This is a genomic window from Pseudoflavonifractor sp. HCP28S3_F10 (assembly GCF_052065415.1).
Lineage (GTDB): Bacteria > Bacillota > Clostridia > Oscillospirales > Oscillospiraceae > Pseudoflavonifractor_A.
The window spans coordinates 33,118-58,027 of sequence record NZ_JBQHUB010000005.1 but is presented as its reverse complement, the minus strand read 5'-3'; the positions used below and the strand labels follow the sequence as shown (position 1 = coordinate 58,027).

Below are 24,910 nucleotides of genomic sequence, written 5' to 3'. Positions count from 1 at the left end.
GACCACAGGAGGAGAGGCTATGAACGACAAGCTGGAGGCGCTGGACCTGCGCTATCAGGCGCTGGAGGCCCAGCTGAACGCCCCCGAGACCTATAACGACCCGGCCCTGGTGACCCGGCTCAACCGGGAACAGAAGGAGCTGGAGCCGGTGGTCTCCGCCTACCGGCGGCTGAACCAAAGGCGGCAGGACATGGCTGACGCCCAGGAGCTGATGGGCGACCCTGAGATGGCCGAGATGGCCAGGGAGGAGTTCGCCCAGGCCAAGGCGGACATCGAGGAGCTGGGGCAGGACCTCAAGATTCTGCTGCTGCCCAAAGACCCCAATGACGGAAAGAACGTCATCATGGAGATCCGGGCCGGCGTGGGCGGCGAGGAGGCCGCCCTCTTCGCCCACTCCCTTCACCGCATGTACTCCATGTACGCCGAGGCCCGGGGCTGGAAGGTGGAGCTGGCCAACCTGAACGAGACCGAGCTGGGCGGCGTGAAGGAGCTGTCCATGGTCATCGAGGGGGAGGGGGCCTACTCCCGGCTGAAATTCGAGAGCGGCGTCCACCGGGTGCAGCGGGTGCCCGAGACCGAGAGCGGCGGGCGCATCCACACCTCCACCGCCACCGTGGCGGTGCTGCCCGAGATGGAGGAGGTGGACGTGCAGCTCAACCCCGCCGACATCGAGATGCAGGTATTCCGTTCCTCCGGCGCCGGCGGACAGCACGTGAACAAGACCTCCTCCGCGGTGCGTCTCATCCACAAGCCCACCGGTACGGTGGTGGAGTGCCAGCAGGAGCGCAGCCAGTTCCAGAACCGGGACAAGGCCATGCGTATCCTGGCCTCCATGCTCTACGAGGCCGAGCAGGAGCGGGTGAACAGCGAATTTGAGAGCCAGCGCCGCAGCCAGGTGGGCTCGGGCATGCGCAACGAGCGCATCCGCACCTACAATTTCCCCCAGGGCCGGGTCACCGACCACCGCATCGGCCTGACCCTCTACAAGATCGACGCCGTGATGGACGGCGACCTGGACGAGCTCATCGACGCGCTGGTCACCGCCGACCAGGCCGAGCGGCTCAAGGCCGGGGAGCAGGGGTAAGGCCCCGCCCGCAGCGAGGAGGCATCCTATGAAGATCATCGGCATCACCGGCCCCACCGGGGCGGGCAAGACCACGGCTTTGCGGGCACTGGAACAGCTGAATGTCTGCATTCTGGATGCAGACGCGGTGTACCATGAGCTGCTTGCCTCCAGCGCCCCGCTGCGGGAGGCACTGACAAGCCGCTTTGGGGCGGAGATCCTGAACGGGGACGGTCAGGTGGACCGGAAAAAGCTGGGGACCATCGTCTTTGCCGACCCGGCGGCCCTGGCCGATCTGAACGGCATCACCCACCGCTTTGTGCTGGAGGAGCTGAAGCGCCGGACAGCGCAGGCGGAGCGGGATGGAAAGGCCGCTGTGGCCATCGACGCCATCTCCCTCATCGAGAGCGGGTTGGGGAACTGGTGCGATGCGGTGGTAGGCGTTCTGGCCCCCAAGGAGCTGCGCATCCGCCGGATCATGGCCCGGGAGGGCATTTCGGAGGAGTACGCCCGGAAGCGGGCCGACGCCCAGAAGGGGGACGACTTTTTCCGGGCCAACTGTGACTTCCTTTTGGAGAACGGGCCGGAGGACAGCCCGGAGCAGTTTGCCGCCCGGGCACTGGCCCTGATGCGTGAGATATTGACCGAAGCATAGAAGGCGCGGACATTTTCGGTAAATCACTGGAAATGTCCGCGTTTTTATGGTACGATAATACGCGATGTCTCCGCGGTGCCTACGGTGTGTATGTACCGCTTACTATGAAATAAGGAGGAACTGCCTGTGGAAGACAAGAAAAAGACTGTGGGCGAGCTGCGGCGGGAAGCCCTGTGCTACGCGCCCAAGAACGGATATGACCGCATCTCCGCCGACGAGGAGGCCGCGGTGCGGACCTACTGCGAGGCGTATAAGAAGTTTCTGGATGCCGGCAAGACCGAGCGGGAGTGCGTGGACGAGGCCATCCGACAGGCCGAAGCCCAGGGTTTCCGGCCCTTTGTGCGGGGCATGGAGCTCAAGGCCGGCGACAAGGTGTACCGCTCCAACCGGGGCAAGGGCCTGATGCTGGCTGTCATCGGCCGCAAGTCTCTGAGCGAGGGCGTCAACATCGGCGCGGCCCATATCGACTCCCCCCGCCTGGACCTGAAGCCCAACCCCCTCTATGAGGACAGCGAGCTGGCCTTCTTCAAGACCCACTACTACGGCGGCATCCGCAAGTATCAGTGGGTGACCATCCCCCTGGAGCTCCACGGCGTCATCGCACTGAAGAACGGCTCGGTGCTCAAGGTGGCTATCGGTGCCGGCGCCGGCGACCCGGTGTTCACGGTGGACGATCTGCTGCCCCACCTGGGCGCGGAGCAGTCCAAGCGCCCCCTGGGCGAGGCCATCCCCGCCGAGAATCTGAATATCCTGGTGGGCAGCCGCCCCTTCAAGGATGACGAGGGAGCCGACCGTGTGAAGCTGGCCGTGCTGGACATCCTGAACCAGAAGTACGGCATCGTGGAGGAGGACTTCATCTCCGCCGAGCTGGAGGTCGTTCCTGCCTTCCGGGCCAGCGACGTGGGCTTTGACCGCTCCCTCATCGGCGCCTACGGCCACGATGACCGGGTGTGCGCCTACGCCGAGTTTGCCGCCATCCTGGAGGTCCGGGAGCCTGAGCGTACCGCCGTGTGCATCCTGGCTGACAAGGAGGAGATCGGCTCCGAGGGCGTGTCCGGCATGCAGTCTGCCGCCTTTGACACCTTCATGTCCGACCTGTGCGACACCCAGAAGGTGCCCCTGAAGGCCTGCTATGAGAAGTCCTTCTGCCTCTCCGCCGACGTGACTGCCGCCTATGACCCCAACTTTGCCGACGTGTATGAAAAGCGCAACAGCGCCCGGGTGAACTACGGCATGGGCCTTGCCAAGTATACCGGCGCCCGGGGCAAGTCCGGCTCCTCTGACGCCGCGGCTGAAGTGGTGGCCTATGTGCGCCGTACCCTGGATGACGCAGGCGTCCTCTGGCAGATGGCCGAGCTGGGCAAGGTGGACGCCGGCGGCGGCGGCACCGTGGCCTGCTACATGGCCAACCGGGACATCGACACCATCGACGCCGGTGTGCCTGTGCTCTCCATGCACGCCCCCTTCGAGACTGTCTCCAAGCTGGACTGCTACATGACTTACAAGGGCATGAAGGCCATCTACGAGGCCAAATAAGACATAAAACATAAGCGCCCCGCCGGGGACGGATTGTTCCGTCTTCAGGCGGGGCATTTTTATGTGGGGGGCTTGTCCGGGTCCTGCTCCCGGGGAAGGGAGTTCCCTGTGACGGAGGAGGCCAGGGAGAGAGCGCTCCGGCCATATTTCTTCCGCACTCCGTCCACGGCCTTCTCCAGCCGCTCCAGCTTGTCCCGGCGGGGGGCGGCGCCGGCAGAGAAGAGGTCCAGCTGCTCGGCGGCCTCCCCCTCGGGGATCAGGTTCTGGGCGGTGACGGTGAGGGCCCGCACCGGGGCGCTGGGGCGCCAGGCCGACTGGATGAGCCCAAAGGCCGCGTCCAGGATGTCACGGGTGACGAAGGTGGGGGCGGAGAGCCGGATCTGGCGGCAGATGTCCCGGAAATCCGGGTCCCGGATGGTGACCTGGACGGTGGTGCATTTCATGCCTACGTCCCGCAGGCGGCCGGCCACGCTGTCGGAGAGGGCGGCCGCGCCCGAGCGCAGCTCTTCCCACCCCACCAGATTGTGGGGGAAGGTAAAGCCGTTGCCCACCGACTTGGGGGGCGGCATGTCCCGCAGTGGGATGACGGGACTATGCTCTGCCCCGGTGGCATAGTCGTGAAGGGTGGCCCCCTGGCGGCCCAGGATACGGACCAGGGCCTCCTTGTCAAAGCGGGCCAGGTCGCCGATGGTGCGCACACCGTAGCCCTCCAGCGTGCGCGCGGCGGCCCTTCCCACGAAGATCAGGTCGGTCACAGGCAGGGGCCAGAGAAGCTCCCGGTAGTTTTCCCGGGAAATGACGGTGGTGGCGTCCGGCTTTTTGTAGTCGCTGCCCATTTTGGCAAAGACCTTGTTGAAGGAGACCCCGGCGGACAGGGTGAGGCCGGTCTCCCGCCGGACGGCGGCACGGATGTCGTCGGCCACCGCTTTTCCATCCCCGCCGAAGAGGTGGAGAGAGCCGGTCATGTCCAGCCAGCTTTCGTCGATGCTGAAGGGCTCCACCAGGTCGGTGTACCGGTCATAGACGGCGTTGACCGCCCGGGAGAACTGACGGTATTTCTCGTGGTGGGAGGGGAGGAGGATCAGATCGGGACATTTGCGCCGGGCCTGCCAGATGGTTTCGGCGGTCTTGACCTGGTACTTCTTTGCCGGTTCGTTCTTGGCCAGAATGACGCCATGGCGGCTGTCCGGATCGCCGCAGACCGCCACCGGACGGTCCCGCAGCTCGGGGTGGTCCAGCAGCTCCACCGACGCGAAAAAGCTGTTGAGATCACAGTGCAGAATGACGCGGTCCATGCCGCTGCCCCCTCTCCATGGTTGGTTCCATCCCCAGTATACTGCAAGCGGGGATGATTGTCAAACATATGTTCTATCCATAAAACAGCAGAAACAGGCCGGAGAGACGGTACATGTCTCTCCGGCCTGTGCCAGCGATCTCAGAAGCGGTTGTAGGAGGCCCGCTCCTCAAAGGACTTGCGGGGCTTGGGAGCAGAAGTCTCGGCCGGGACGCCCAGAGGGAGAATGGTGCGGACCGTCTTGCCCTCGGGCACGTTGAGCAGCTTGGCGATGGCGGCGTTGGCCACGGGGGCCTTGGTCATGCCGTCCATCCACACGGTGGCGTAGCCCAGGGCGGTGGCGGCCAGGAGCATGTTCTCCACGGCGGCGGCGTAATCCTCCACCTCAAAGGACATGCCGCAGGGGGCGACCACATGCTCGGAGAGGACCACCAGGATCACCGGAGCGGTCTGGGTGGCGGGGGTGGAGAGCAGCTCGGAGATGCCCTTGCGCAGCTCCGGGTCGGTGACCACCACGAAGGAGGTGGTCTGGCAGTTCTGGCCGGAGGGAGCCTGAATGCCGGCCTCTACGATTTTATGCACATCGGCGTCGGGCACGGGCTGATCCAGAAACGCGGTACGGTGGCTGTAGCGCTAGGAAACAACATCAAAAAATTCCATGATCGTTCACCTCATAACAATGACGGCTTCACCGCCGGATTCTAACAAGATGATACTACTTTTTTCCGGAAACTGCAAGGGAAACGCCCGGATCGCTGTGCGATCCGGGCGTTGGAGCGTATTCAGCTGTTGAGATAATGCCGGACCAGCTCCTGGAGCAGTTCGTCACGGTCCAGCTTGCGGATCAGCGCACGGGCGTTGTTGTAGTTGGTGATATAGGTCGGGTCCTCAGAGAGAATATAGCCTACGATCTGATTGATGGGATTATATCCTTTTTCCCGCAGCGAATTATAGACAGAGGTCAGGATGTCCTTGATCTCTTGATCCTTCTCATAACTGAGGCTGAATCTGCGTGTGTAATCATTTGCCATGACATCATACCTCCCTTCGTTCATAACCTTTATCATTTTACCCGAAAAACACCCGAGTGTAAAGAGGAAAATGCCAAAATTTATGAAACGTTAAGGAATTTGGAACTCAGCGCAGGACAGCGCCGCACTCCTTTTCCAGGGTTTCCAGGATACTCTTCACATCCTCATCGGCCATTCCCATTTGATGGGGCATCAAATGGGGCCCGGGGATATTTTACATGCTCGGCGGAAGTGAATTCCGCCTGCGCCAAGGTTTTGCTGCGCAAAACGCTTGTACACGCTGGCGCGCGCCCCGCTTTGCGGGGCCCCGAAGAGGCCGGGTGAGGCTCAGCGCAGGACAGCGCCGCAGTCCTTTTCCAGAGTCTCCAGGATACTCTTCACATCCTCATCGGCCTCTTCGGCAGTGAGGCTGCGGTCGTCAGAGCGGAGGATCAGGTTGAAGGCTACGCTCTTCTTGCCCTCGTCCACGCCCTTGCCCCGGTAGATATCGAACAGGGCGCAGTCCTTCAGCAGGCCCCTGGCCCCCTTCCTGATGGCGGCTTCCAGAGTGCCGACGGTGACAGACTCGTCACACACCACGGCAATATCACGGGTGACCGAGGGGAACTTGGGCAGGGGCACATACTCGGGGTCGGCGCCCTTGGCGCACAGCAGCTGCTCGAAGGAGAGCTCGGCGCAATAGAGCTCGGCGTCCACGCCGTAGTTCCGGGCGGTCAGGGGATGGATCTGGCCGAACACGCCGATGCGGCGGTCGCCCGCGTACACCTCGGCACACCGGCCGGGATGGTAGGAGGGATTGGTCTTGCAGGGGATGAAGGATACGTCCCCGGCACGAATCTCCCGGAGGATAGCCTCCACCACGCCCTTGAGAACGAAGAAGTCCATGTCCTCGCCGTAAGCACCCAGGGAGAGCACCCTGTTCTCCACGGCCAAGCCGTCGTCGCCGCCGGGCAGGTAGACACGGCCGATCTCATAGAGCTTGGCGGACTTGTTGCGGAAGTTATAGTTCCGGGTCAGGATCTCCAGCATGGAAGGGAGCACAGTGGTGCGCATGATGGAGGTGTCCTCGCCCAGAGGGTTAAGGATCTTGAAGGACTTGCGCCGGGCGTCATCGCCGGGCCAGCGGATCTTGTCATAGGCGGTGGGGGAGATAAAGGAGTAGGTGATGATCTCGTCATATCCGCAGGTACGGCACACGGCGCCCAGGCTCCGCTCCAGCTGCTGGGCCGCGGAGTAGCCGCCCAGAGTGGTCTGGCCCCGCATCAGGGTGGTGGGGATGTTGTTATAGCCGTGGAACCGGGCAACCTCCTCGGCCAGGTCGGCCATCTCCTTCACATCGCCCCGCCAGGAGGGCACGGTGACCTGATCACCCTCTACGGTGAAGTCCAGCCTGCGCAGGATGGCCGCCATCTCGTCGGCGGACACGTCGGTGCCCAGCAGGGCGTTGATCTTTTCGGGCTCCAGCTTCAGGACGGTGGGCTGGGGGACGTAGTTGAGGATGTCGATGACGCCGTCCACCACCTCGCCGGCGCCCAGCAGCTCCACCAGCTCGCAGGCGCGGTTGACGGCGGGCAGGGTGTTGAGGATGTCCAGGCCCTTCTCGAACTTGGCGCTGGCCTCGGTGCGCATGCCCAGGGCCAGAGCGCCCTTGCGGATGCAGGTGCCGTTGAAGTTGGCCGACTCGAACACCACGTCCACGGTGTCGGAGACAATCTCGCTGTTCTCGCCGCCCATGATGCCGGCCAGGCCCACGGCCCGGGTGTCGTCGGCGATGACCAGGTGGTTTGCATTGAGCTTGCGGACATTGCCGTCCAGCGTGGTCAGCTCCTCGCCCTCCTCGGCCCGGCGGACCACGATCCTGCCGCCCTTCACGTAGCGGTAGTCAAAGGCGTGCATGGGCTGGCCGTACTCCAGCATGACATAGTTGGTGATGTCCACGATATTGTTGATGGGACGCACGCCCATGGAGCGCAGCCGCTCCCGCATCCACTTGGGGGAGGGGGCGATCTTCACATTGCGCACCATACGGGCGGTGTACCGGGGGCACAGGTCGGCGGCGGGAGTCTCCACGTCCAGCAGCTCGCAGAGGCTGCCCTCAGCGCCGCCCTTCACCACCGGCTCATGGAGGCGCAGGGGTTGGCCGAAGGTGGCGGCCGCCTCCCGAGCAAGGCCGATGATGCTCAGGCAGTCGGGCCGGTTGGGAGTGATCTCGAACTCCACCACGTGGTCGTCGGCGTTGATGACGGGCTTGATGTCATCGCCGGGCTTGCAGTCCTCGTTCAGGATGAAGATGCCGTCGGTGATGCAGTGGGGGAACTCGGCCTGCTCCGCGTGGAGGTCGGCCAGAGTGCAGATGGTCCCGCTCTTGGTGTTGTAGGCGACCATGTCCCCCTCATGCAGGTTCATGCAGGGGCTGTCCACCGCGGCGGTGGAGCCGTTCAGGTCCAGCACCACATGATACAGGCCGTAGGAGACGGTGGTACACTCCAGCACCCGGGCGGCCGCCACGGGGCCGTAGATCTTGTGGCCGGGCTGCACGTCGGCGGGAACAGAGGGCTTCTCCGGGTCCAGGGGCTTGTAGTCGTTGAGGAGGGCGGCGGCGGTGATGACGGCGTAGGGGAAGTCCCGCTCGTCCAGGTTCAGCTCCTTCAAAGAGCAGAGCATGCCGTTGGAGAGCACGCCCCGCAGCTTGCCCTTTTCGATCTTCTTGCCGCCGGGCAGGGTGGACTTGTGCAGGGCGGCGGGCACCAGGTCGCCCACGTGGACGTTCCACGCGCCGGTGCAGATCTGGACGGGCTCGTCCTTTCCCACGTCGATCTGGCAGATCCACATGTGGTCGGAATTGGGGTGGCGCTCCATGGACTGGACGCGGCCCACCACCACGTTGGAGATCTCGGCCCCCAGGTCCTCGGTGGTCTCCACCTTGGAACCGGAGAGGGTCATGGCCTCGGCAAATTCTTTATCATCGGCGTCAACGGTGACGAACTCATTGAGCCACTTTCGAGACAGATTCATATATAAAACTCCCTTGTTTTCGTTGTTTGAGCGGCCCCTGCGTGGGACGGCGAAGGGACGGCCCCGCGGGGCCCTGCAAAATGCGCTGAGTCAGTCCGGATGGGATCAGAACTGCTCCAGGAAGCGGACGTCGTTCTCAAAGATGAGGCGCAGGTCGGCGATCTTGAAGCGGCGCATGGCCATGCGCTCCAGGCCCATGCCGAAGGCCCAGCCGGAGTAGACCTCCGGGTCGATACCGGCCATCCGCAGCACGTTGGGGTGGATCATGCCGGCGCCCAGCACCTCGATCCAGCCCTCGCCCTTACAGGTGGGGCAGCCCTTGCCGCCGCACTTGTGGCACTGCACGTCCATCTCGCAGGAGGGCTCGGTAAAGGGGAAGTGGTGGGGACGGAAGCGGGTGACGGTGCCCTCACCGTAGAGCTTTTCCATCACGGTGTTCAAAGTGCCCTTCAGGTCGGCCATGGTGACGCCCTTGTCGATGACCATGCCCTCCACCTGGTGGAACATGGGGGAGTGGGTGGCGTCCACCTCGTCCTTGCGGTAGACGCGGCCGGGGGCGATGATGCGGATGGGCAGCTCCATGGTCTCCATGGCCCGCACCTGCATGGGGGAGGTCTGGGAGCGGAGCATCACCCGGCTGTCGGCGTCGAAATAGAAGGTGTCGGACCAGTCACGGGAGGGGTGGCCCTCCTCGGCGTTGAGCTTGTCAAAGTTATAGGTGGCCAGCTCGATCTCAGGGCCGTCCAGCACCGTGAAGCCCATGCCCACGAAGATGTCCTTGATCTCGTCCAGGGCAATGTACATGGGGTGCTTGTGGCCCGCCCTGACCTCCTTGCCGGGGATGGTCACATCCAGGGCCTCGGACTCCAGCTGCTGCTCCAGGGCGGCCTGGGCCAGGGCCTTCTGGCTGGCCTCCAGGGCGGAGGAGAGGGCCTCACGCACGTCGTTGGCCAGCTGGCCGATGACGGGGCGCTCCTCGGCGGAGAGCTTGCCCATCATCTTCAGAACGGCGGTGAGCTCGCCCTTCTTGCCCAGATACTTGACCCGCAGGGCGTCCAGCTCCTGGGCGGTGCGGCTCTCCGCGAAGGCGGAGAGCGCTTCGGCGCGGATCTGTTCCAGTTTCTCTTTCATATCGTACGCTCCTTTAAGCATTTGTAAATGAATTCTCCGGGACAAAAGAAAAAGCCCCCCGTCCCGTGTCTGGGACGAAAGGCAAGCCTTCCGCGGTACCACCCGCATTCCCGCGCGCGGCGCGGGCACTTTTGCCCCGGTAACGTGGGGCCATCCGTCCCTGTCTCCAGGGCCGCTCCGGGGCGAACCAAGCGGCAGGACGCCTACGCCCGCTTTCAGCCGGTGACGGACGATCTCTGACGGGTCGAAAACCGCTATTTTCCCCTTCTTTGCATGTAAATTTATTTATAACACAGTTTGAGACGGAATGCAAGTAAAAATCCCGCCGGGAGCGGGAAACTGTCATCTCAGCGGGGAAATCTTGCTCCCGGCGGCGCAGGTCAGCGGGAGAGCTCGTACCGCCGCTCCACAAAGGGCCAGTTGATCACGTTGAACCAATTGTCCACGTATTCGGCCCGGCGGTTGCGGACGTCCAGATAATAGGCGTGCTCCCACACGTCAACGCAGAGCAGGGGGTAAAGTCCCTGGGTCAGCGGGCAGTCCTGATTGGCGGTCTGGACCACGGTGAGCTTCCGGCCGGGGGCGACGGCCAGCCAGGCATAGCCCGAGCCGAACACGCCCAGGGCGGCGTTCTTCATGTCGGCGCGCCACTGTTCAAAGGAGCCGAAGGCCCGCTCCAGGGCAAGGCCCAGACCGCCCTCCGGCCGGCCGCCGCCCTGGGGGGAGAGGCAGTTGAAATAGAGGATGTGGTTGTATACCCCGCCACCGTTGTTGCGTATGGGGGTGCGCTTGTGCTCGGGCAGGGCGTCCAGATCCCTCAGCAGTTCTTCCAGCGTTTTGGCCTGACAGCTCTCGCAGTCCTGAAGGGCTTTATTCAGGTTGTCCACGTAGGTCTGAAGGTGCTTGTCGTGGTGGAAGTGGAGAGTCTCCTCCCCGATATAGGGGACGAGGCTGTCATACCCGTAGGGCAGCGGGGGAAGGGTGTAGGGATAGCGCAATTCCATAGCAGTCATCCTTTCCGGTTGTGTTTCAGCGGATTTTGCGGTATACTTAACTGTTCTTACAGGTGTATTATGAGCGGTACGCAGCCGCTTCATACCGATTCGGCGTGACAGGAGAGAGATATATGAAACAGGAACGGGCATTTGCGCGCTTCACCGTGACGCCCAAGGGCGAGCGGGCCATCGTGGGGGGACATCCCTGGGTCTATGATGGCGAGATCGTATCCATAGAGGGGGCCTATGAAAACGGCGGTCTGGTGGACGTGGTCAGTGGGAAGGGCCGCTACCTGGGCACCGGCTTTGTCAGCGAGCAGTCCAGGATCCGGGTGCGGCTCATCTCCCGCAACGCCAACGATAAATTTGACGAGGCCTTCTGGGAGCGGCGGATCCGCTACGCCTGGGAGTACCGCAAAACGGTGATGGGGGAGGATGCGGACTGCTGCCGCATCATTTTCGGCGAGGCCGACACCTTCCCGGGGCTGACGGTGGACCGCTTCCACGACCTGCTGGTGACCCAGACCCTGTCCCTGGGCATGGAAAAGCGCAAGCCCATGCTCTTCCCCCTGCTCTGCAAGGTACTGCGGGAGGACGGAGCGGTCATCCGGGGCATCTATGAGCGCAACGACGTGGCCATCCGGGCCCATGAGGGCCTCAGCGAGGGGAAGGGCTGGTTCCCGCTGGAGGGACTGCCCACCCCGGACAGCCCCCTTACCACCATCGTGGAGAACGGCGTCTCCTATGCGGTGGACGTGGAGAACGGCCAAAAGACCGGTTTCTTCCTGGACCAGAAGTACAACCGCCGGGCGGTGGCCGCCATCGCCCGGGGCAAGCGGGTGCTGGATTGCTTCACCCACACCGGGTCCTTCGCCCTCAACGCAGCCATGGGAGGCGCGGAGCACGTCACCGCCGTGGACGTGTCCCAGGCGGCGGTGGACATGGCGAGGGAGAACGCCCGGCGCAACGGCCTGGAGGAGCGGATGAGCTTCCTGGCCGCCGACGTGTTCGACCTGCTGCCCGAGCTGGAGCGGAAGGGAGGGCATCCCTACGACCTCATCATCCTGGACCCACCGGCCTTCACCAAGAGCCGCAGGACCATCGAGGCCGCGGCCCGGGGGTACAAGGAGATCAACTACCGGGCCATGAAGCTGCTGCCCCGGGGCGGATATCTGGCCACCTGCTCCTGCTCCCATTTTATGAGTGAGGAGCGCTTTGTGCGGATGCTCCGTTCGGCGGCGGCCGACGCGGGGGTGGGCCTGCGGCAGATCGAGGCCCGCCAGCAGGCCCCGGACCACCCCATCCTCTGGAACGTGCCCGAGACCAGCTATCTGAAATTCTACCTGTTCCAGGTAGTTTGACCCCAAGCTTACAAGGAGAAACGACTATGGACTATTTTCACCTGAACGCCGGCCCGGATCAGATCGCCGGCATCAGCAATCTGGGACTGGCCCACCTGGGGGACGCCGTCTTTGAGGTCATGGTGCGCGCCTGGCTCTGCCTCCACGGCAAGGCCAGCGCCCGGGGCCTGCACAAGGCCACCGTCCGCTATGTGGCCGCCCCTGCCCAGGCCAGGGCCGCCGAGCGCATCCTGCCCCTGCTGACGGAGGAGGAGAGCGGCGTGTTCCGCCGGGGCCGCAACACCAGCCCCCATTCGGTGCCCCAGAATGCCAGCCGGGCGGAGTACCAGACCGCCACGGCGGTGGAGTGCCTGTTCGGCTGGCTCTACCTGCGGGGGGAGACCGGCCGGCTCAACCAGCTCTTTGAACAGATGATGGAGGAATAAGCCATGCCTCTGGACGCGATCTGCCTCTCCGCTCTGGTGGAGGAGCTGCGCGCCGCCCTGCTGGGCGGCAAAATCGACAAGATCTATCAGCCCGGGCGGGACGATGTGGTGCTCCATGTCCGCGGCGCCGCGGGCAACGTGAAGCTGCTGCTCTCGGCCAGCCCCAGCCAGCCCCGGGCCCAGCTCACTGAACTCTCCCGGGAGAATCCGGGCACGCCTCCCATGTTCTGTATGCTGCTGCGCAAGCACCTGATTGGCGGGCGCATTCTGGACATCACCCAGCCTCCCATGGAGCGGCTGGTGGACTTCCGGCTGGAGACCATCGACGAGCTGGGGGACCGGGTGGAGCGCCGCCTGGTGCTGGAGTGCATGGGCCGCCGGGCCAACCTGATCCTGCTGGACGCCGACGGGCGCATCGTGGACTGCCTGCGCCGGGTGGACGGAGACATGTCGTCCCGGCGGCAGGTGCTGCCCGGCATGTTCTACCGGCTGCCTCCTGCACCCGACAAGCTTAATCCCTTTACATGTACGCAGGAGGAGCGGGCTGCCGTTCTGGCCAATCCCATGGGAAAATCCCTGGAAAAAGTGCTGCTGGACGGCTTTACCGGCCTGTCTCCCCTGATCGCCCGGGAGCTGGTGTTCCGTTCGGAGGAGCAGAGCGGCCGCCTGGCGGAAGAGCTGGACAAGCTCCGAAATAATGTAAAGGAAAAACGCTTTGCACCGTATCTGCTGCTCCGGGAGGACAAGCCGGTGGATTTCACCTTCCTGCCCATCCTCCAGTACGGCCCGGAGACCGAGTGCCGCCGGTGCGAGTCCTTCTCTGAGCTGCTGGACGGCTTCTATGAGGTCCGGGACCAGGCCGAGCGTACCCGTCAGCGGGGGCAGGACCTGATCCGCTCGGTGACCAACGCCCGGGACCGGGTGGCACGGAAGCTGGCCAATCAGGAGCGGGAGCTGGAGGCCACCTTTGACCGGGAGCGGCTGCGGGAGCTGGGGGACATCCTGACCTCCAACCTCCATGTGATGGAGCGGGGGATGGAGGTGCTGCGGGCGGTGGACTTCTACGACCCGGAGTGCCGGGAGATCGAGATCAAGCTGGACCCGCTGCTCTATCCTCAGCAGAACGCGGCCAAGTATTATAAGAACTACAACCGGGCCAAGACGGCGGAGAAGATGCTCACCATTCAGATCGAAAAGGGCGAAAAGGAGCTGGAGTACCTCAACAGCGTGCTGGAGAGCATCGCTTTGGCCGAGGGGGAGCGGGACCTGCAGGAGATCCGCCAGGAGCTCACCGACACGGGCTACCTCCGCCGGCAAAAGACCGCCGCCAAGCGGGAAAAGCGGCTGAGCGGAAAGCCCATGGAGTTCCGGTCCTCCTCCGGGCTGCGTATCTCGGTGGGCAAGAACAACAGCCAGAATGACCAGCTCACCACCCGGATGGCCTCCCGGGGGGACATCTGGTTCCATACCCAGAAGATCCATGGTTCCCATGTCATCCTCTGGACCGGGGGCGAGGACCCCGACGCCCGGAGCCTTCAGGAGGCGGCGGCGCTGGCGGCTTACTACTCCCAGGCCAGAGAGAGCAAAAAGGTGCCGGTGGACTACACGCCGGTGAAGTACGTGAAAAAGCCTGCCGGGGCCCGGCCGGGCATGGTGATCTACACCACGTATCAGACCGCCTACGTGGACCCGGACGGGGAGCTGGCCCGGCGGTTGCGGGTAAAGTAGCGCCGCCGGCGCTTGTATGCAGCGCGGGAGCTTTCCTTTTTGACAGAGAGAAGGGCGCGTCCGTTTTATGGATGCGCCCTTCTGTTATGAGGTCACCAGGGGAACCAGCTGCCGCTCTCCCGGCTCTCCAGCACGTCCAGCGCACCGGAGAGGAGCTCGGCGGCCTCGGCCCGGGTGAGGGTGCTGGACAGGCCCAGGGAGCCGTTCCCGTCCGCCTGGAGCACGCCGCAGCTCTCCAGATTGGCGGCGGGCTGCACAGCCCAGTCGGGGACGCCGCTCAGGTCCACGCCGAAGGTGGGTTGGGCCACGTCGGTGACCCGGAGCACCCGGTTGAGGAGCACGCTGGCCTCGGCCCGGGTGATGATGCTGGCCGGCTGAAAGACCACCTGGCCATCGGAGGCCAGAGTACCCTGGACCAGCCCGTTTTTCAGGGCGGAGGCCACGTAGGGCCTGGCCCAGCCGGGGATGGAGGTATCATCGGCAAAGCCGGTGGTGGTCACGTCCTCCAGGGTCTCCATACCGGCGGTGTCCATCAGCATGGCCACGAACTGGGCCCGGGTCACCGGCAGGTCGGGCTGGAAGAAATACTGGCCGCCCATACACTCGCCCACAAAAATGTTCTTCTCGGCCAGGCGGATGGCGGCGTTGGCGGCGGGCACGCCGTCCAGGTCAGCGTAGGTGACCTTGGTGGAGGGCTTTTCGATCCGGATCTTGACGGTGGCCGGGGCGGAGGTGTTGCCTACCGCGTCCACCGCCACATAGGTGAAGGAGTCCTTCCCGGTCTTGTTTTCATAGGGGGTATAGACAAAGGTGTCCTGCCCGTCGCCGGGCATGGTGACGGCGCCCCGGGCAGGCTTGCTGACCAGCTGATAGGTGAGCAGGTCGCCCTCCGGGTCGGTGGCGGCGAAGCGGGCGGTGAGAGCGGTGTTCTTATAGGTGCTCAGCTCCAGATTTTCCGCCACCGGCGCGCTGTTGGCCTCTGAGAGCAGGTAGAGCCCCACCGTCACCTCCCGGCCGGAGACGCCGTTGGAGAACACGGGGGCGAAGGAGAAGCTGGAGGAGGGCGCCGCGGGGGACTGAGCCGCCCGAAACCGCAGGCCGGAGAGGGCACTGCGGGCCACGGAATCTCCCACGTTCAGCGGCTGATCGCCCAGGGTGAGAATGCCGGCGGCCGGGTCGGGGAGGGCGGAGAGGACCACCGAGTCCAGCGTCACGTCCCCGCCGGACTCCACCCGGAAGTCCTCCTGGGAGAAGGTGATGGTCTCGCCGGGCAGGCCGTTCTTGGCGAAGGCGGCCACAGTGGCCTCGCCGGCGGCCTCTGCCTTCTGCGTACCGAACAGAAGGGCGGAGGCGGGCAGCGAGCCGGCCAGAGTCAGGGCGAGCAGGGCCGTCAAAGCCAGAAGACGGCGGGGAGAAGGGTTTCGTTTCAAAGAAAAGACCTCCTTGTCTGGTAAAAATGGGAGTACCCATAGTCTGTACCAAAGCAAGGAGGTTATTCGGACGTTTTGCTATAATTTGCTGCGGTCCCGCAGCCAGCTGGGCAGGGAGCGCATCTTGACGCTGGAGACCATGCCCATGGCGGCATACATGGTGATGATGGAGGAGCCGCCGTAGCTGATGAAGGGCAGCGTCAGGCCCACCACCGGGAAGATATACAGGCACATGGCCACATTGACCCCCACCTGGGCCAGCAGCATCCCGGCGTAGCCCATCACCAGATAGGCCGACTGGGGACTGCAGGCCCGCCGGGCCACCCAGACGCACCGCAGGATGATGGCCCCCAGCAGCAGGAGGAGAAGCACACAGCCGATGAGACCGAATTCCTCACCGCAGACGGCGAAGATCTCATCGGTGGAGCGGGCGTTCAGCGCCCAGTTGGAGGAGCTCTGGGTCTGGATCCCCTGCAGATAGCCGTGGCCGGTGAGCTGGCCGCTGCCGATGGCCAGGATGCTGCGGCTCTGCTGCATGCCCTTGCCCAGAGTCTGCTCCTGGATGGTGTCCGGATTGCCCAGCAGATGGTCGATCACAACGGTGAAGCGGAGAAGAATGTAGCTGAAGCGGTCATGGAACTGCTGCGAGTGGGTGAAGAGCCAGGCTACCAGACCCACGCCGCCCGCCGCGCCGCCCAGTCCCAGCAGGAACCAGCGCTTCTTCACCCCGGCTACCCAGAGGATGAACACGAAGATGAGCAGATAAGTCAGGAGCATACCGAAATCCCCTGATGCCACCGCGATGGCCCCGCACATGAGCAGCAGGTGGCCCCCCAATTGCAGGACGGAGGGGATGCTGCTGATGTTCTTCCCCCGCTCCTGCAGGCGGGCGCATTGCCAGGAGAGCAGCAGGATAAAGGTGAGCTTGACGATCTCAGCGGGCTGGATGTCCACCGGGAAGCCGGGGATATGGATCCAGCTCAGGTTGCCGCCCCGGCTGACCCCCAGGCCGGGGACCCGGGTGGAGAGGACGAAGAGCAGGTTGAAGGCCAGCAGCAGCTTCCAGGAGCGGTCCACGAAGAGCTCAATGTCCACCGAGGACATGGCGATATAGACCAGCACGCCCAGAAAGATGGCGACGGTCTGAATGATGACGCTGCGGTTGCTGTCCAGATAGCGGGTGGCGCTGTAGATCAGCACCAGCCCGAAACCGCTGGCGGCCAGGCACAGGGAGAGCAGCACCAGGTCGCCCTTGCGGAGAAACTCTTTGAAGGAATCGGTGAACCAGGACAGGGGAAAAGCCTCCTTTCCGGAAACGGGAGCGGATGGATGACCGGCGGGAGGGCCGGAAACACCCTATATCATACCACCTTTTCGCGGGAGCGTAAACCGTTTTGCGCTTTCTTAAAACATATGTTATAATGATGAAAAAGCGCCGCCCGGCGTGGGCGGTCCGTCCCGGCGCCATGCCGCGGATGCGGGGCGGAAGGACCTGGAAGGGGAGAGAGCATGGAATACTGTTCCAACAGCGTGGCCGAGACCGAGGCGTTGGGCGAGGAACTGGCGCGGCGTCTGGAGCCGGGGGCGGTGGTGGCCTTCTCCGGGGACCTGGGCGCCGGCAAGACCGCCTTTGTGCGGGGCATGGCCCGGGGCCTGGGCATCGGCGAGCGGGTGACCAGCCCCACCTTTACCATTGTCAACGAGTACGAGGGCGGCCGGCTGCCCCTGTTCCACTTTGATATGTACCGCCTGGGCTCGGCGGATGAGCTCTACGACATCGGCTGGGAGGACTACCTGGTCCGGGGAGGCGTATGCGCCGTGGAGTGGAGCGAGAACATCCGCGAGGCGCTGGAGGAGGGCTGCATCCTGGTGGACATCCGCCGGGGTGAGAATGACGGCCAGCGGATCATCCGGATCGGCAGAGAGGGATCGGTGAATCAGTGAGATGAAGATATTAGCCATAGAATCCTCGGCCACGGCCTGCTCCGTGGCCCTGTGTGAGGACGAGCGCCTGGTGGCCCAGTCCTTTCAGAACAACGGCCTGACCCACAGCCGCACCCTGATGCCCATGCTGGAGCATATGCTGGACAGCTGCGGCGCGGCGTTGGAGGAGATGGATCTGATCGCGGTGGCGGCGGGGCCCGGCTCCTTCACCGGGCTGCGCATCGGCGTGGCGGCAGCCAAGGGCCTGGCCTGGCCGGGAGAGAAGCCCTGCGCCGGGGTCTCCACCCTGGAGGCCATGGCCTGGACGGCGGCCCACATGGGTATGGAGATCTGCCCGGTGATGGACGCCCGGCGCCATCAGGTCTACAACGCCCGCTTCCGGGGCGATGGGGAAAAGCTGGAGCGGCTGGCTCCCGACCGGGCCATCAGCCTGGGGGAACTGGGAGAGGAATTAAAAAGAGACGGGAAACCGCAAATTCTTATTGGAGATGGCGCGGTTTTATGTTATACTACCCTCAAGGAACTGGGGCTGGACGTCCGCCTGGCGCCGCCCCATCTGCGTTTCCAGAGTGCCTGGGGAGTTGCCCGGGCCGCCCTGGAGCAGGCCCGGGCCGGCGCCCTCACCGACGCGCGGGGGCTGGCCCCCGTCTACCACCGCCTGTCCCAGGCGGAGCGGGAGCGCCTTGCCCGGCTGAACTGCGGCGGTCCGTCCGCCGATCAAATCGTTAGTTAAAGGGGAAGATACCATGGAAATGGAAAAGGTACACATTCTGGACCATCCGCTGCTGCAGCATAAGCTCTCCATCCTGAGAGACGAAAAGACCGGCTCCAAGGAGTTCCGCGAGGTTGTCTCCGAGATCGCCACCCTCATGTGCTACGAGGCTACCCGGGACCTGCCCGTGGAGGAGGTCGAGATCCAGACCCCCGTGGCCGCCGGCAAGTTCAAGACCCTGGCGGGCAAGAAGCTGGCCATTGTCCCCGTGCTGCGGGCCGGACTGGGCATGGTGGACGGTATCCTGAGCCTGCTGCCTGCCGTCAAGGTCGGCCATATCGGCCTGTACCGTGATCCCGACACCCTGGAGCCCGTGGAGTACTACTGCAAGATGCCCAACGACATCGCCGAGCGGGACATCATCATCCTGGATCCCATGCTGGCCACCGGCGGCTCCGCCTCCGCGGCCATCCAGTTTATCAAGAACTACGACGTCAAGCACATCAAGCTCATGAACATCATCGCCGCGCCCGAGGGCATCGCGCGGGTCCACAAGGATCATCCCGACGTGGAGATCTATGTGGCCGCTGTGGATGAGAAGCTCAACGACCACGGCTACATCGTCCCCGGCCTGGGCGACGCCGGCGACCGCATTTTTGGTACCAAGTAAGATCTGCCGCCATCAGATACACAGAGCGGGGGCCGGAGAGATTCCTCCGGCCCCCTTGCTGTTTTCAGAGCGTTTTATGTTGAAGATTACAAAAAGTAAACTGATGAGTCTTGACATGAGGCTCCACTTCGTGCTAGGATAAACGCGGATATTTGGATAGAACGGGTCAGCGTCAGGCAACGATAAAAACATGGAACAAGGAGGCCAATCCCCATGAAAACAGATATTGAGATCGCCCAGAGCGCAAATATGCTGCCCATCGGCGAGATCGCGGCCCGGCTGGGCGTCAGCGAAGAGGCGCTGGAGCCCTATGGCCGTACCAAGGCCAAGCTGGACATCCACTCCCTGCGGGATATGCCCCGCAAGGCAAAGCTGGTCCTGGTGACCGCCATCAACCCCACCCCCGCCGGCGAGGGCAAGACCACCACCAGCGTGGGCCTGGCCGACGCTCTGAGCCAGCTGGGCAAGAAAGTGGTCCTGGCCCTGCGCGAGCCTTCTCTGGGCCCCGTGTTCGGCGTGAAGGGCGGCGCGGCCGGCGGCGGCTATGCTCAGGTGGTCCCCATGGAGGAGATCAATCTCCACTTCACCGGCGACTTCCACGCCATTGGCGCGGCCAACAATCTGCTTGCCGCCATGCTGGACAACCACATTCAGCAGGGCAACGCCCTGAACATCGACGTGCGCCGCATCACCTGGAAGCGGGCTGTGGATATGAACGACCGCCAGCTGCGCAACATTGTCTGCGGCCTGGGCGGCAAGGCCAACGGCGTGCCCCGTGAGGACGGATTCGACATCACCGTGGCCTCCGAGATCATGGCCGTGCTGTGCCTGGCCACCAGCCTTACCGACCTGAAGGAGCGCCTGGCCCGGATGGTGGTGGCCTACACCCGGGATGACAAGCCCGTCACCGCCCATGACCTGAAGGCCGAGGGCGCCATGGCCGCCCTGCTCAAGGACGCCATCAAGCCCAACCTGGTCCAGACCCTGGAGCATACCCCTGCCCTCATCCACGGCGGTCCCTTTGCCAACATCGCCCACGGCTGCAACTCCGTCATGGCCACCGACACCGGCATGAAGCTGGGCGACTATGTGGTGACCGAGGCCGGCTTCGGCGCCGACCTGGGCGCGGAGAAGTTCCTGGACATCAAGTGCCGTGCCGCCGGATTTGCTCCCAGCGCCGTGGTCATCGTGGCCACCGTCCGCGCCCTGAAGCACCACGGCGGTGTGGCCAAGGCTGACCTGAACAACGAGAACCTGGAGGCCCTGGAGAAGGGCCTGCCCAACCTGCTGCAGCACGTGGAGAACGTGACCAAGGTCTTTGGCCTGCCCTGCGTGGTGGCCATCAACGCATTCCCCACCGACACCGCCGCCGAGCTCAAGCTGGTGGAGGACAAGTGCAGGGAGCTGGGCGTCAACGTGGCCCTGTCCGAGGTGTGGGCCAAGGGCGGCGAGGGCGGCAAGGCCCTGGCCGAGGAGGTCATCCGCCTGTGCGAGCAGCCCAACGACTTCCGGTTCTGCTATGATGTGGACGACTCCATCGAGGCCAAGCTCAATGCCATCGCCACCAAGATCTACCGGGCCGACGGCGTGGACCTGACCCCCGGCGCCAGAAAGCAGCTCAAGCAGCTCACCGACCTGGGCTACGGCAATCTGCCCATCTGCATGGCCAAGACCCAGTACTCCTTCTCCGATAACCAGGCTCTGCTGGGCGCCCCCAGCGGCTTCCGCATCACCGTCCGGAACCTGAAGGTCTCCGCCGGAGCCGGCTTCATCGTCGCCCTCACCGGCGATATCATGACCATGCCCGGCCTGCCCAAGGTACCCTCCGCCGAGAAGATCGATATCGATGAGAACGGCGTAATCTCCGGCCTGTTCTGATACTGACGCACGATAAAAACAGGAAAGGACCTCCACCCATGGGATGGAGGTCCTTTTTGTGTGCGGAAACAACAAACTCCCGCCGTCCACAGAGGAACGGCGGGAGGAAAAATGCCTTACAGCCCCTTGTGCAGCAGGGGGGAGAGAGGCTTGTAGATGAGGAAGCAGAGCACCGCATCCAGCAGACCCTTGACCAGAGTGAAGGGGGCGTTGAAGGTAATCAGGCACTCCAGCAGGCCGTTGGCCGAGGGGCGGATGGCCCGGTACATCTCCAGAATGGCGTCGATGGGCATAAAATTGGCATAGACGGGGTAGGAGATATAGTAGTTGAGGGGCACCGACAGCACGGCCATGATGACCGCACCCAGCAGTACGCCGATGAGGGCGCCCCTGCGGGACTTCATCTTCTGGTAGATCATTCCGGCGGGTACCACAAAGGTGGCGCCCAGCAGGAAATTGCACAGCTCACCGGCGCCGCCGGTGTTGGAGATCATCAGATGGATCAGGTTCTTCACCAGACAGACCACCAGGCCGTAGACCGGGCCCAGGGCGAAGGATGCCAGCAGGGCGGGAAGCTCGGAGACGTCCATCTTGATAAAGGGGGGCATCAGGGGCACCGAAAACTCCAGAAACATGAGGACGAAGGCGATGGCGGAGAGCATGGCGCTGATGGTGAGGGCGCGCACCCGAAGGCGGGTGTGGGCGTGGCCGGACTGGACGGCGGCATTGGGCTTGGACATAAAAAACACTCCTTTTTGCAAGTAACACCTGAAAGCCCATGTCTTTCAGGTGTCAAACACAAATCGGAGGTGCGTGCATGGAGCGGAAAAACGCTCCCGGTTGACACATCTTCTTTCATCCAGACTTCGCGCACATGTATCACGCGTCACTGTCGGTCCCGGAGTTCCACCGGGTCGGCCGCCCAAAAGCAGCTCGCGGACTTTACCGCCGATCGGGATTTTCACCCTGCCCTGAAGACATTTCATTCAGTTGTTCTGAACCTATTATAGCAGGCTTTCGGAAAAATGCAACCCTTAATATGACTTCTTGAAAAAACAAATGTTCGATATATTGTTGACTTATGCGCCGGGATATACTACAATAAGGACGGCCGCATCGGCCGCACAAAAAACGGGAACGCGAAAGGGGGGCGAGGCCCTTGAACCGGGACAATACCTGCTGCTTTACCGGTCACCGGCCGGAGAAGCTGCCCTGGCGGGACAACGAGGAGGATCCCCGCTGCCTGGCGCTGAAAGTCCGGATCGGCCGGGAGCTGGAGGAGGCCTACCGGGCGGGCTACCGCCACTTTATCTGCGGTATGGCCCAGGGAGCGGACTTTTATTTCTGTGAGGCCGCCCTGTCCCTTCGGGACCGGCGGAGCGGTGTCACAGTGGAGGCCGCCATCCCCTGTGAGGAGCAGGCCGCCCGCTGGCGGGAGCGGGACCGGGCGCGTTATTTCGATCTGGTGGGCCACTGTGATTTTGAGACTATGGTACAGCGGAGCTATGACCGGGGCTGCATGCTCCGGCGCAACCGCTATATGGTGGACCGGTCCTCACGGCTCATCGCCGTGTACGACGGGATGCTGGGAGGCACCATGTATACCCTGGCCTACGCTATGAAACAGGGATTGGACATCATTACCCTGGACCCGGCAGAGTTCAAATAGTGAGAGACCGCAAAGAGGCGGCCTCTTTTTTATATTCTTTTTCTGCATTTGCAGAAAAATGATTGACAGATGCTCTGAGAGAACGTAAAATAGGGATGAAAAGAAGTTCTGCAAATGCAGACATAAAGGGGGAAAGAGTATGAAGGGAGACGCGCGACTGCCCGACTCGGAGCTGGACATCATGCTGGCGGTTTGGGCGCTGGGGGAGGAGGCCACTGCGCCGGCCATCCTGGAACGGATGGAGCGTCCGCTCTCGGCCAGCGCCCTCCACAGCTACCTCAAGCGTCTGGAGGAGAAGGGCTATCTCAAGTGCGAAAAGGCGGGCAAGGTCAACCGGTATACGCCGCTGGTCAGCCGGGCCCGGTACGAGAGCCAGGAAGGAAAGCAGCTCCTGCGCAGGCTCTATGACGGATCGCTGCGCCGCTTTGCTGCCGCCCTCTATGACGGAGACGGACTGAACCGGCGGGAGGTGGAAGAGCTGCGGGCCTATCTGGACGAGCTGGAGCGGAGAGGGGAGGAGTGACATGGAGGGGCTGTTTCTGCGGGTTGTGGGGCTGTCGCTGGCCTGTTCCGCACTGCTGCTGCCGCTGCTGCTCTGCGCGGGGCGGCTCCAGAGCCGCTATACCGCCCGCACCCTCTATTTTGTGTGGCTGCTGCTGGCACTGAGGCTGGTCCTGCCCATCCAGCTGCCGGCTGCCCGTCCCGCTGTGATGTTGGAAGCGCCGGCCTATCAGGTGGAGCTGCCCCGGGCCCAAGGACAGGAAGAGCAGCTGCAGACGGAGCCGGTGAAGGAGCCCGCTACCCCGGCGGCGCGGGAGCCGTCCGCCACAACCCTACGGCTGACCTCTGTAACAGCCATACTGGCCTGGGCCTGGGCGTGTATGGCGGCCTGCCTGGCGCTGGCCCAGGGGACGGTCTATCTCCTGGCCAGAGCCTCACTGCTTCGGCGGGCGGTCCCGGCGGACGGGGCGTGGGAGGAGACGCTGGAACAGGTGCGCAGGGAGCTGGGGGTAAAACGGTCCCTGCCTGTCCGGGTCACCGGGGAGGTCCGCAGCCCCATGGTCCTGGGCCTGTTTCGTCCGGTGCTGCTGCTGCCGGCGCGGCCCTTCGCTGCCGGGGAGCGGGTGGTCATGCTGCGCCATGAGCTGTACCATCTGAAGCGGCACGACGTGGCCTATAAACTGCTGCTGCTGGCCGCCGCAGACCTGCACTGGTTCAACCCCCTGGTCTGGTGGATGTACCGGGCTGCCGGGCAGAATCTGGAGCTGTGCTGTGATGAGCAGGTGGTGGCGGGGCGCTCTCCTGCCTACCGCCGGGCCTATGGGGAGGTACTGCTTCGGACCACGGAGCGGCGGATGGGCCCCGCCGCGGCTACCCGGTTTGGAAGCAGCCGGCGGCAGATGGCAGACCGGCTGAAAAATCTCTTCGCCCGGAAGAAAAAATGTGTCCCCCTGGTGGCTGTGGTCCTGCTGGCGGCGATGCTGGCGGGAGGGCTGGTGGCCTGCCGGAGCGGACGGGCCCGGGTAACGGAGGAGGAGGCCATGGACCGCCTCGCCTCCAGCATTACCTGGGACCGGGAGCGGGGGAGCATTTCCTTTGTGATCCCGGACGTGGAGACCCCCTCGCAGCCCTGGCGCCTCCATATCGCCGGGCGCAGCGAGAGGGAAGGGCTGGGAGGGGTCAGCACCCACTATATGGATACCACCGACTGGCAGCCGGGCGAGGCGTATGATTTCACGCTGGAGGACCCGGTGGAGGACATCACGGAGCTGAGCATGGAGATCACTCTGGGGAAGAAGGGCCGGACAGTGGACCTGCTGTCTTTCCTCCTGGGCGATACCCTCTATGTCAGCGAAACTTACGGCTTTACCCTCCGCCTACCGGAGAGCTGGGCGGGAGCGTATGAGGCAGAAGAAAACGGATACATAGTTGATATTTATCAAAAAGCCGCCAGGCAGGCGGACGACCCGACGGCGGGATACCTGATGTCGGTATGCGTCACCACCCGGGCCGACTTTGACGAAGTGTACGGCGATAAGGACCTGGACGGGATGTATGCCGCCACCGGGCTGCGCATCACGGTGCTGGGCATGGCGGGAGAGCGGCTGGTCTATCTCCACATCGATCCGCTGCCGGAGGACCTCTCCGGACTGGACGAAGCGTATGTCCGGATGCACCGGGAAGCGGAGGCCATCACCGCCGGTGCGTTTGCCGCCCGGGATGCCGCCTGAGCGCAGATCAGCGCCCGACCCATGAGGGCCGGGCGCTGGTTTTTGTGCCTTGTGTTATTCTGAATTTCACAAGAACAGATAAACTCAGCTATTTTTGTGAAATTATGCGGCTCTTGCCGGGTAAATAAACCGCTTTGCGGCT

21 protein-coding genes, 1 pseudogene and 1 riboswitch are annotated in these 24,910 nt (G+C 63.7%); of the genes and pseudogenes, 13 read left to right on the top strand and 9 right to left on the bottom strand.

Annotation, left to right across the window (positions count from 1 at the left end; translation table 11 throughout):
* The first annotated feature begins 19 nt into the window (after positions 1 to 19).
* From prfA to ACTNBZ_RS03925, 3 genes are all read left to right on the top strand, one after another.
* Entirely contained in the window at positions 20 to 1,084 is a 1,065-nt protein-coding gene (prfA, locus tag ACTNBZ_RS03935) for a peptide chain release factor 1 (RefSeq protein ID WP_441208393.1), read from the top strand.
* A 28-nt stretch (positions 1,085 to 1,112) separates the two neighbouring features.
* Entirely contained in the window at positions 1,113 to 1,718 is a 606-nt protein-coding gene (gene coaE, locus ACTNBZ_RS03930) for a dephospho-CoA kinase (RefSeq protein ID WP_441208392.1), read from the top strand.
* Between the two features lie 126 nt (positions 1,719 to 1,844).
* The gene (locus ACTNBZ_RS03925; RefSeq protein WP_441208391.1) at positions 1,845 to 3,254 is read left to right on the top strand and encodes an aminopeptidase; all 1,410 of its coding nucleotides are present in this window, start codon (positions 1,845 to 1,847) and stop codon (positions 3,252 to 3,254) included.
* Positions 3,255 to 3,313: 59 nt separating this feature from the next.
* On the opposite strand, the gene dinB is transcribed toward ACTNBZ_RS03925, so the two are convergent.
* The 6 genes and pseudogenes from dinB to ACTNBZ_RS03895 all read right to left on the bottom strand — a co-directional run bounded on the left by dinB (position 3,314) and on the right by ACTNBZ_RS03895 (position 10,729).
* Positions 3,314 to 4,549 (bottom strand): DNA polymerase IV, encoded by a 1,236-nt coding sequence (gene dinB, locus ACTNBZ_RS03920; RefSeq protein ID WP_441208390.1) that lies wholly within the window; start codon positions 4,547 to 4,549, stop codon positions 3,314 to 3,316.
* 140 nt (positions 4,550 to 4,689) lie between these two features.
* Positions 4,690 to 5,169, bottom strand: a pseudogene (locus tag ACTNBZ_RS03915) (nitroreductase family protein); the annotation flags it as partial.
* A gap of 161 nt (positions 5,170 to 5,330) precedes the next feature.
* The gene (locus ACTNBZ_RS03910) at positions 5,331 to 5,579 is read right to left on the bottom strand and encodes an IreB family regulatory phosphoprotein (protein WP_441208389.1); all 249 of its coding nucleotides are present in this window, start codon (positions 5,577 to 5,579) and stop codon (positions 5,331 to 5,333) included.
* Between the two features lie 327 nt (positions 5,580 to 5,906).
* A complete protein-coding gene (pheT, locus tag ACTNBZ_RS03905) occupies positions 5,907 to 8,594 on the bottom strand; it encodes a phenylalanine--tRNA ligase subunit beta (protein WP_441208388.1) in 2,688 nt (895 codons plus the stop codon).
* A 105-nt stretch (positions 8,595 to 8,699) separates the two neighbouring features.
* Positions 8,700 to 9,725 (bottom strand): phenylalanine--tRNA ligase subunit alpha, encoded by a 1,026-nt coding sequence (gene pheS, locus ACTNBZ_RS03900; RefSeq protein WP_441208387.1) that lies wholly within the window; start codon positions 9,723 to 9,725, stop codon positions 8,700 to 8,702.
* A gap of 380 nt (positions 9,726 to 10,105) precedes the next feature.
* Positions 10,106 to 10,729, bottom strand: a complete 624-nt coding sequence (locus ACTNBZ_RS03895; RefSeq protein ID WP_441208386.1) for a superoxide dismutase — start codon at positions 10,727 to 10,729, stop codon at positions 10,106 to 10,108.
* A 122-nt stretch (positions 10,730 to 10,851) separates the two neighbouring features.
* On the opposite strand from ACTNBZ_RS03895, the gene ACTNBZ_RS03890 reads away from it, so the two are divergent.
* Genes ACTNBZ_RS03890 through ACTNBZ_RS03880 form a run of 3 tightly spaced genes read left to right on the top strand, consistent with a single transcriptional unit; the run spans position 10,852 to position 14,234 of the window.
* Complete coding sequence (locus ACTNBZ_RS03890; protein WP_441208385.1) at positions 10,852 to 12,081, top strand: class I SAM-dependent rRNA methyltransferase; 1,230 nt, start codon at positions 10,852 to 10,854, stop codon at positions 12,079 to 12,081.
* A gap of 26 nt (positions 12,082 to 12,107) precedes the next feature.
* Positions 12,108 to 12,506 (top strand): Mini-ribonuclease 3, encoded by a 399-nt coding sequence (locus ACTNBZ_RS03885; protein ID WP_441208384.1) that lies wholly within the window; start codon positions 12,108 to 12,110, stop codon positions 12,504 to 12,506.
* A 3-nt stretch (positions 12,507 to 12,509) separates the two neighbouring features.
* On the top strand, positions 12,510 to 14,234 hold the full coding sequence (locus ACTNBZ_RS03880; protein WP_441208383.1) for an Rqc2 family fibronectin-binding protein: 1,725 nt from the start codon (positions 12,510 to 12,512) through the stop codon (positions 14,232 to 14,234).
* A gap of 92 nt (positions 14,235 to 14,326) precedes the next feature.
* On the opposite strand, the gene ACTNBZ_RS03875 is transcribed toward ACTNBZ_RS03880, so the two are convergent.
* Together ACTNBZ_RS03875 and ACTNBZ_RS03870 are read right to left on the bottom strand one after the other, a co-directional pair.
* A complete protein-coding gene (locus ACTNBZ_RS03875; RefSeq protein ID WP_441208382.1) occupies positions 14,327 to 15,664 on the bottom strand; it encodes an Ig-like domain-containing protein in 1,338 nt (445 codons plus the stop codon).
* 78 nt (positions 15,665 to 15,742) lie between these two features.
* The gene (locus ACTNBZ_RS03870; RefSeq protein ID WP_441208381.1) at positions 15,743 to 16,906 is read right to left on the bottom strand and encodes an FtsW/RodA/SpoVE family cell cycle protein; all 1,164 of its coding nucleotides are present in this window, start codon (positions 16,904 to 16,906) and stop codon (positions 15,743 to 15,745) included.
* Positions 16,907 to 17,173: 267 nt separating this feature from the next.
* Between ACTNBZ_RS03870 and tsaE the strand changes: the two genes are divergently transcribed.
* From tsaE to ACTNBZ_RS03850, 4 genes are all read left to right on the top strand, one after another.
* The gene (gene tsaE / locus ACTNBZ_RS03865) at positions 17,174 to 17,608 is read left to right on the top strand and encodes a tRNA (adenosine(37)-N6)-threonylcarbamoyltransferase complex ATPase subunit type 1 TsaE (protein WP_441208380.1); all 435 of its coding nucleotides are present in this window, start codon (positions 17,174 to 17,176) and stop codon (positions 17,606 to 17,608) included.
* A 1-nt stretch (position 17,609) separates the two neighbouring features.
* Positions 17,610 to 18,341 carry a tRNA (adenosine(37)-N6)-threonylcarbamoyltransferase complex dimerization subunit type 1 TsaB gene (gene tsaB, locus ACTNBZ_RS03860; protein WP_441208379.1) on the top strand — a complete coding sequence of 244 codons (732 nt, stop codon included), beginning with the start codon at positions 17,610 to 17,612 and terminating at the stop codon, positions 18,339 to 18,341.
* Positions 18,342 to 18,360: 19 nt separating this feature from the next.
* Positions 18,361 to 18,990 (top strand): uracil phosphoribosyltransferase, encoded by a 630-nt coding sequence (gene upp, locus ACTNBZ_RS03855; RefSeq protein WP_441208457.1) that lies wholly within the window; start codon positions 18,361 to 18,363, stop codon positions 18,988 to 18,990.
* 213 nt (positions 18,991 to 19,203) lie between these two features.
* Positions 19,204 to 20,868 (top strand): formate--tetrahydrofolate ligase, encoded by a 1,665-nt coding sequence (locus tag ACTNBZ_RS03850; protein WP_441208378.1) that lies wholly within the window; start codon positions 19,204 to 19,206, stop codon positions 20,866 to 20,868.
* 116 nt (positions 20,869 to 20,984) lie between these two features.
* Here ACTNBZ_RS03850 and ACTNBZ_RS03845 read toward each other — a convergent pair whose 3' ends face one another.
* Complete coding sequence (locus tag ACTNBZ_RS03845) at positions 20,985 to 21,608, bottom strand: ECF transporter S component (RefSeq protein ID WP_441208377.1); 624 nt, start codon at positions 21,606 to 21,608, stop codon at positions 20,985 to 20,987.
* Positions 21,609 to 21,711: 103 nt separating this feature from the next.
* Positions 21,712 to 21,851, bottom strand: a riboswitch (FMN riboswitch).
* Positions 21,852 to 22,027: 176 nt separating this feature from the next.
* Between ACTNBZ_RS03845 and ACTNBZ_RS03840 the strand changes: the two genes are divergently transcribed.
* The 3 genes from ACTNBZ_RS03840 to ACTNBZ_RS03830 all read left to right on the top strand — a co-directional run bounded on the left by ACTNBZ_RS03840 (position 22,028) and on the right by ACTNBZ_RS03830 (position 24,768).
* Positions 22,028 to 22,537, top strand: a complete 510-nt coding sequence (locus ACTNBZ_RS03840) for an SLOG family protein (RefSeq protein WP_441208376.1) — start codon at positions 22,028 to 22,030, stop codon at positions 22,535 to 22,537.
* 139 nt (positions 22,538 to 22,676) lie between these two features.
* Positions 22,677 to 23,060: a BlaI/MecI/CopY family transcriptional regulator gene (locus ACTNBZ_RS03835; RefSeq protein WP_441208375.1), complete on the top strand. Its 384-nt coding sequence runs from the start codon at positions 22,677 to 22,679 to the stop codon at positions 23,058 to 23,060.
* Position 23,061: 1 nt separating this feature from the next.
* Positions 23,062 to 24,768, top strand: a complete 1,707-nt coding sequence (locus ACTNBZ_RS03830; protein WP_441208374.1) for a M56 family metallopeptidase — start codon at positions 23,062 to 23,064, stop codon at positions 24,766 to 24,768.
* The last annotated feature ends 142 nt before the right edge of the window (positions 24,769 to 24,910 follow it).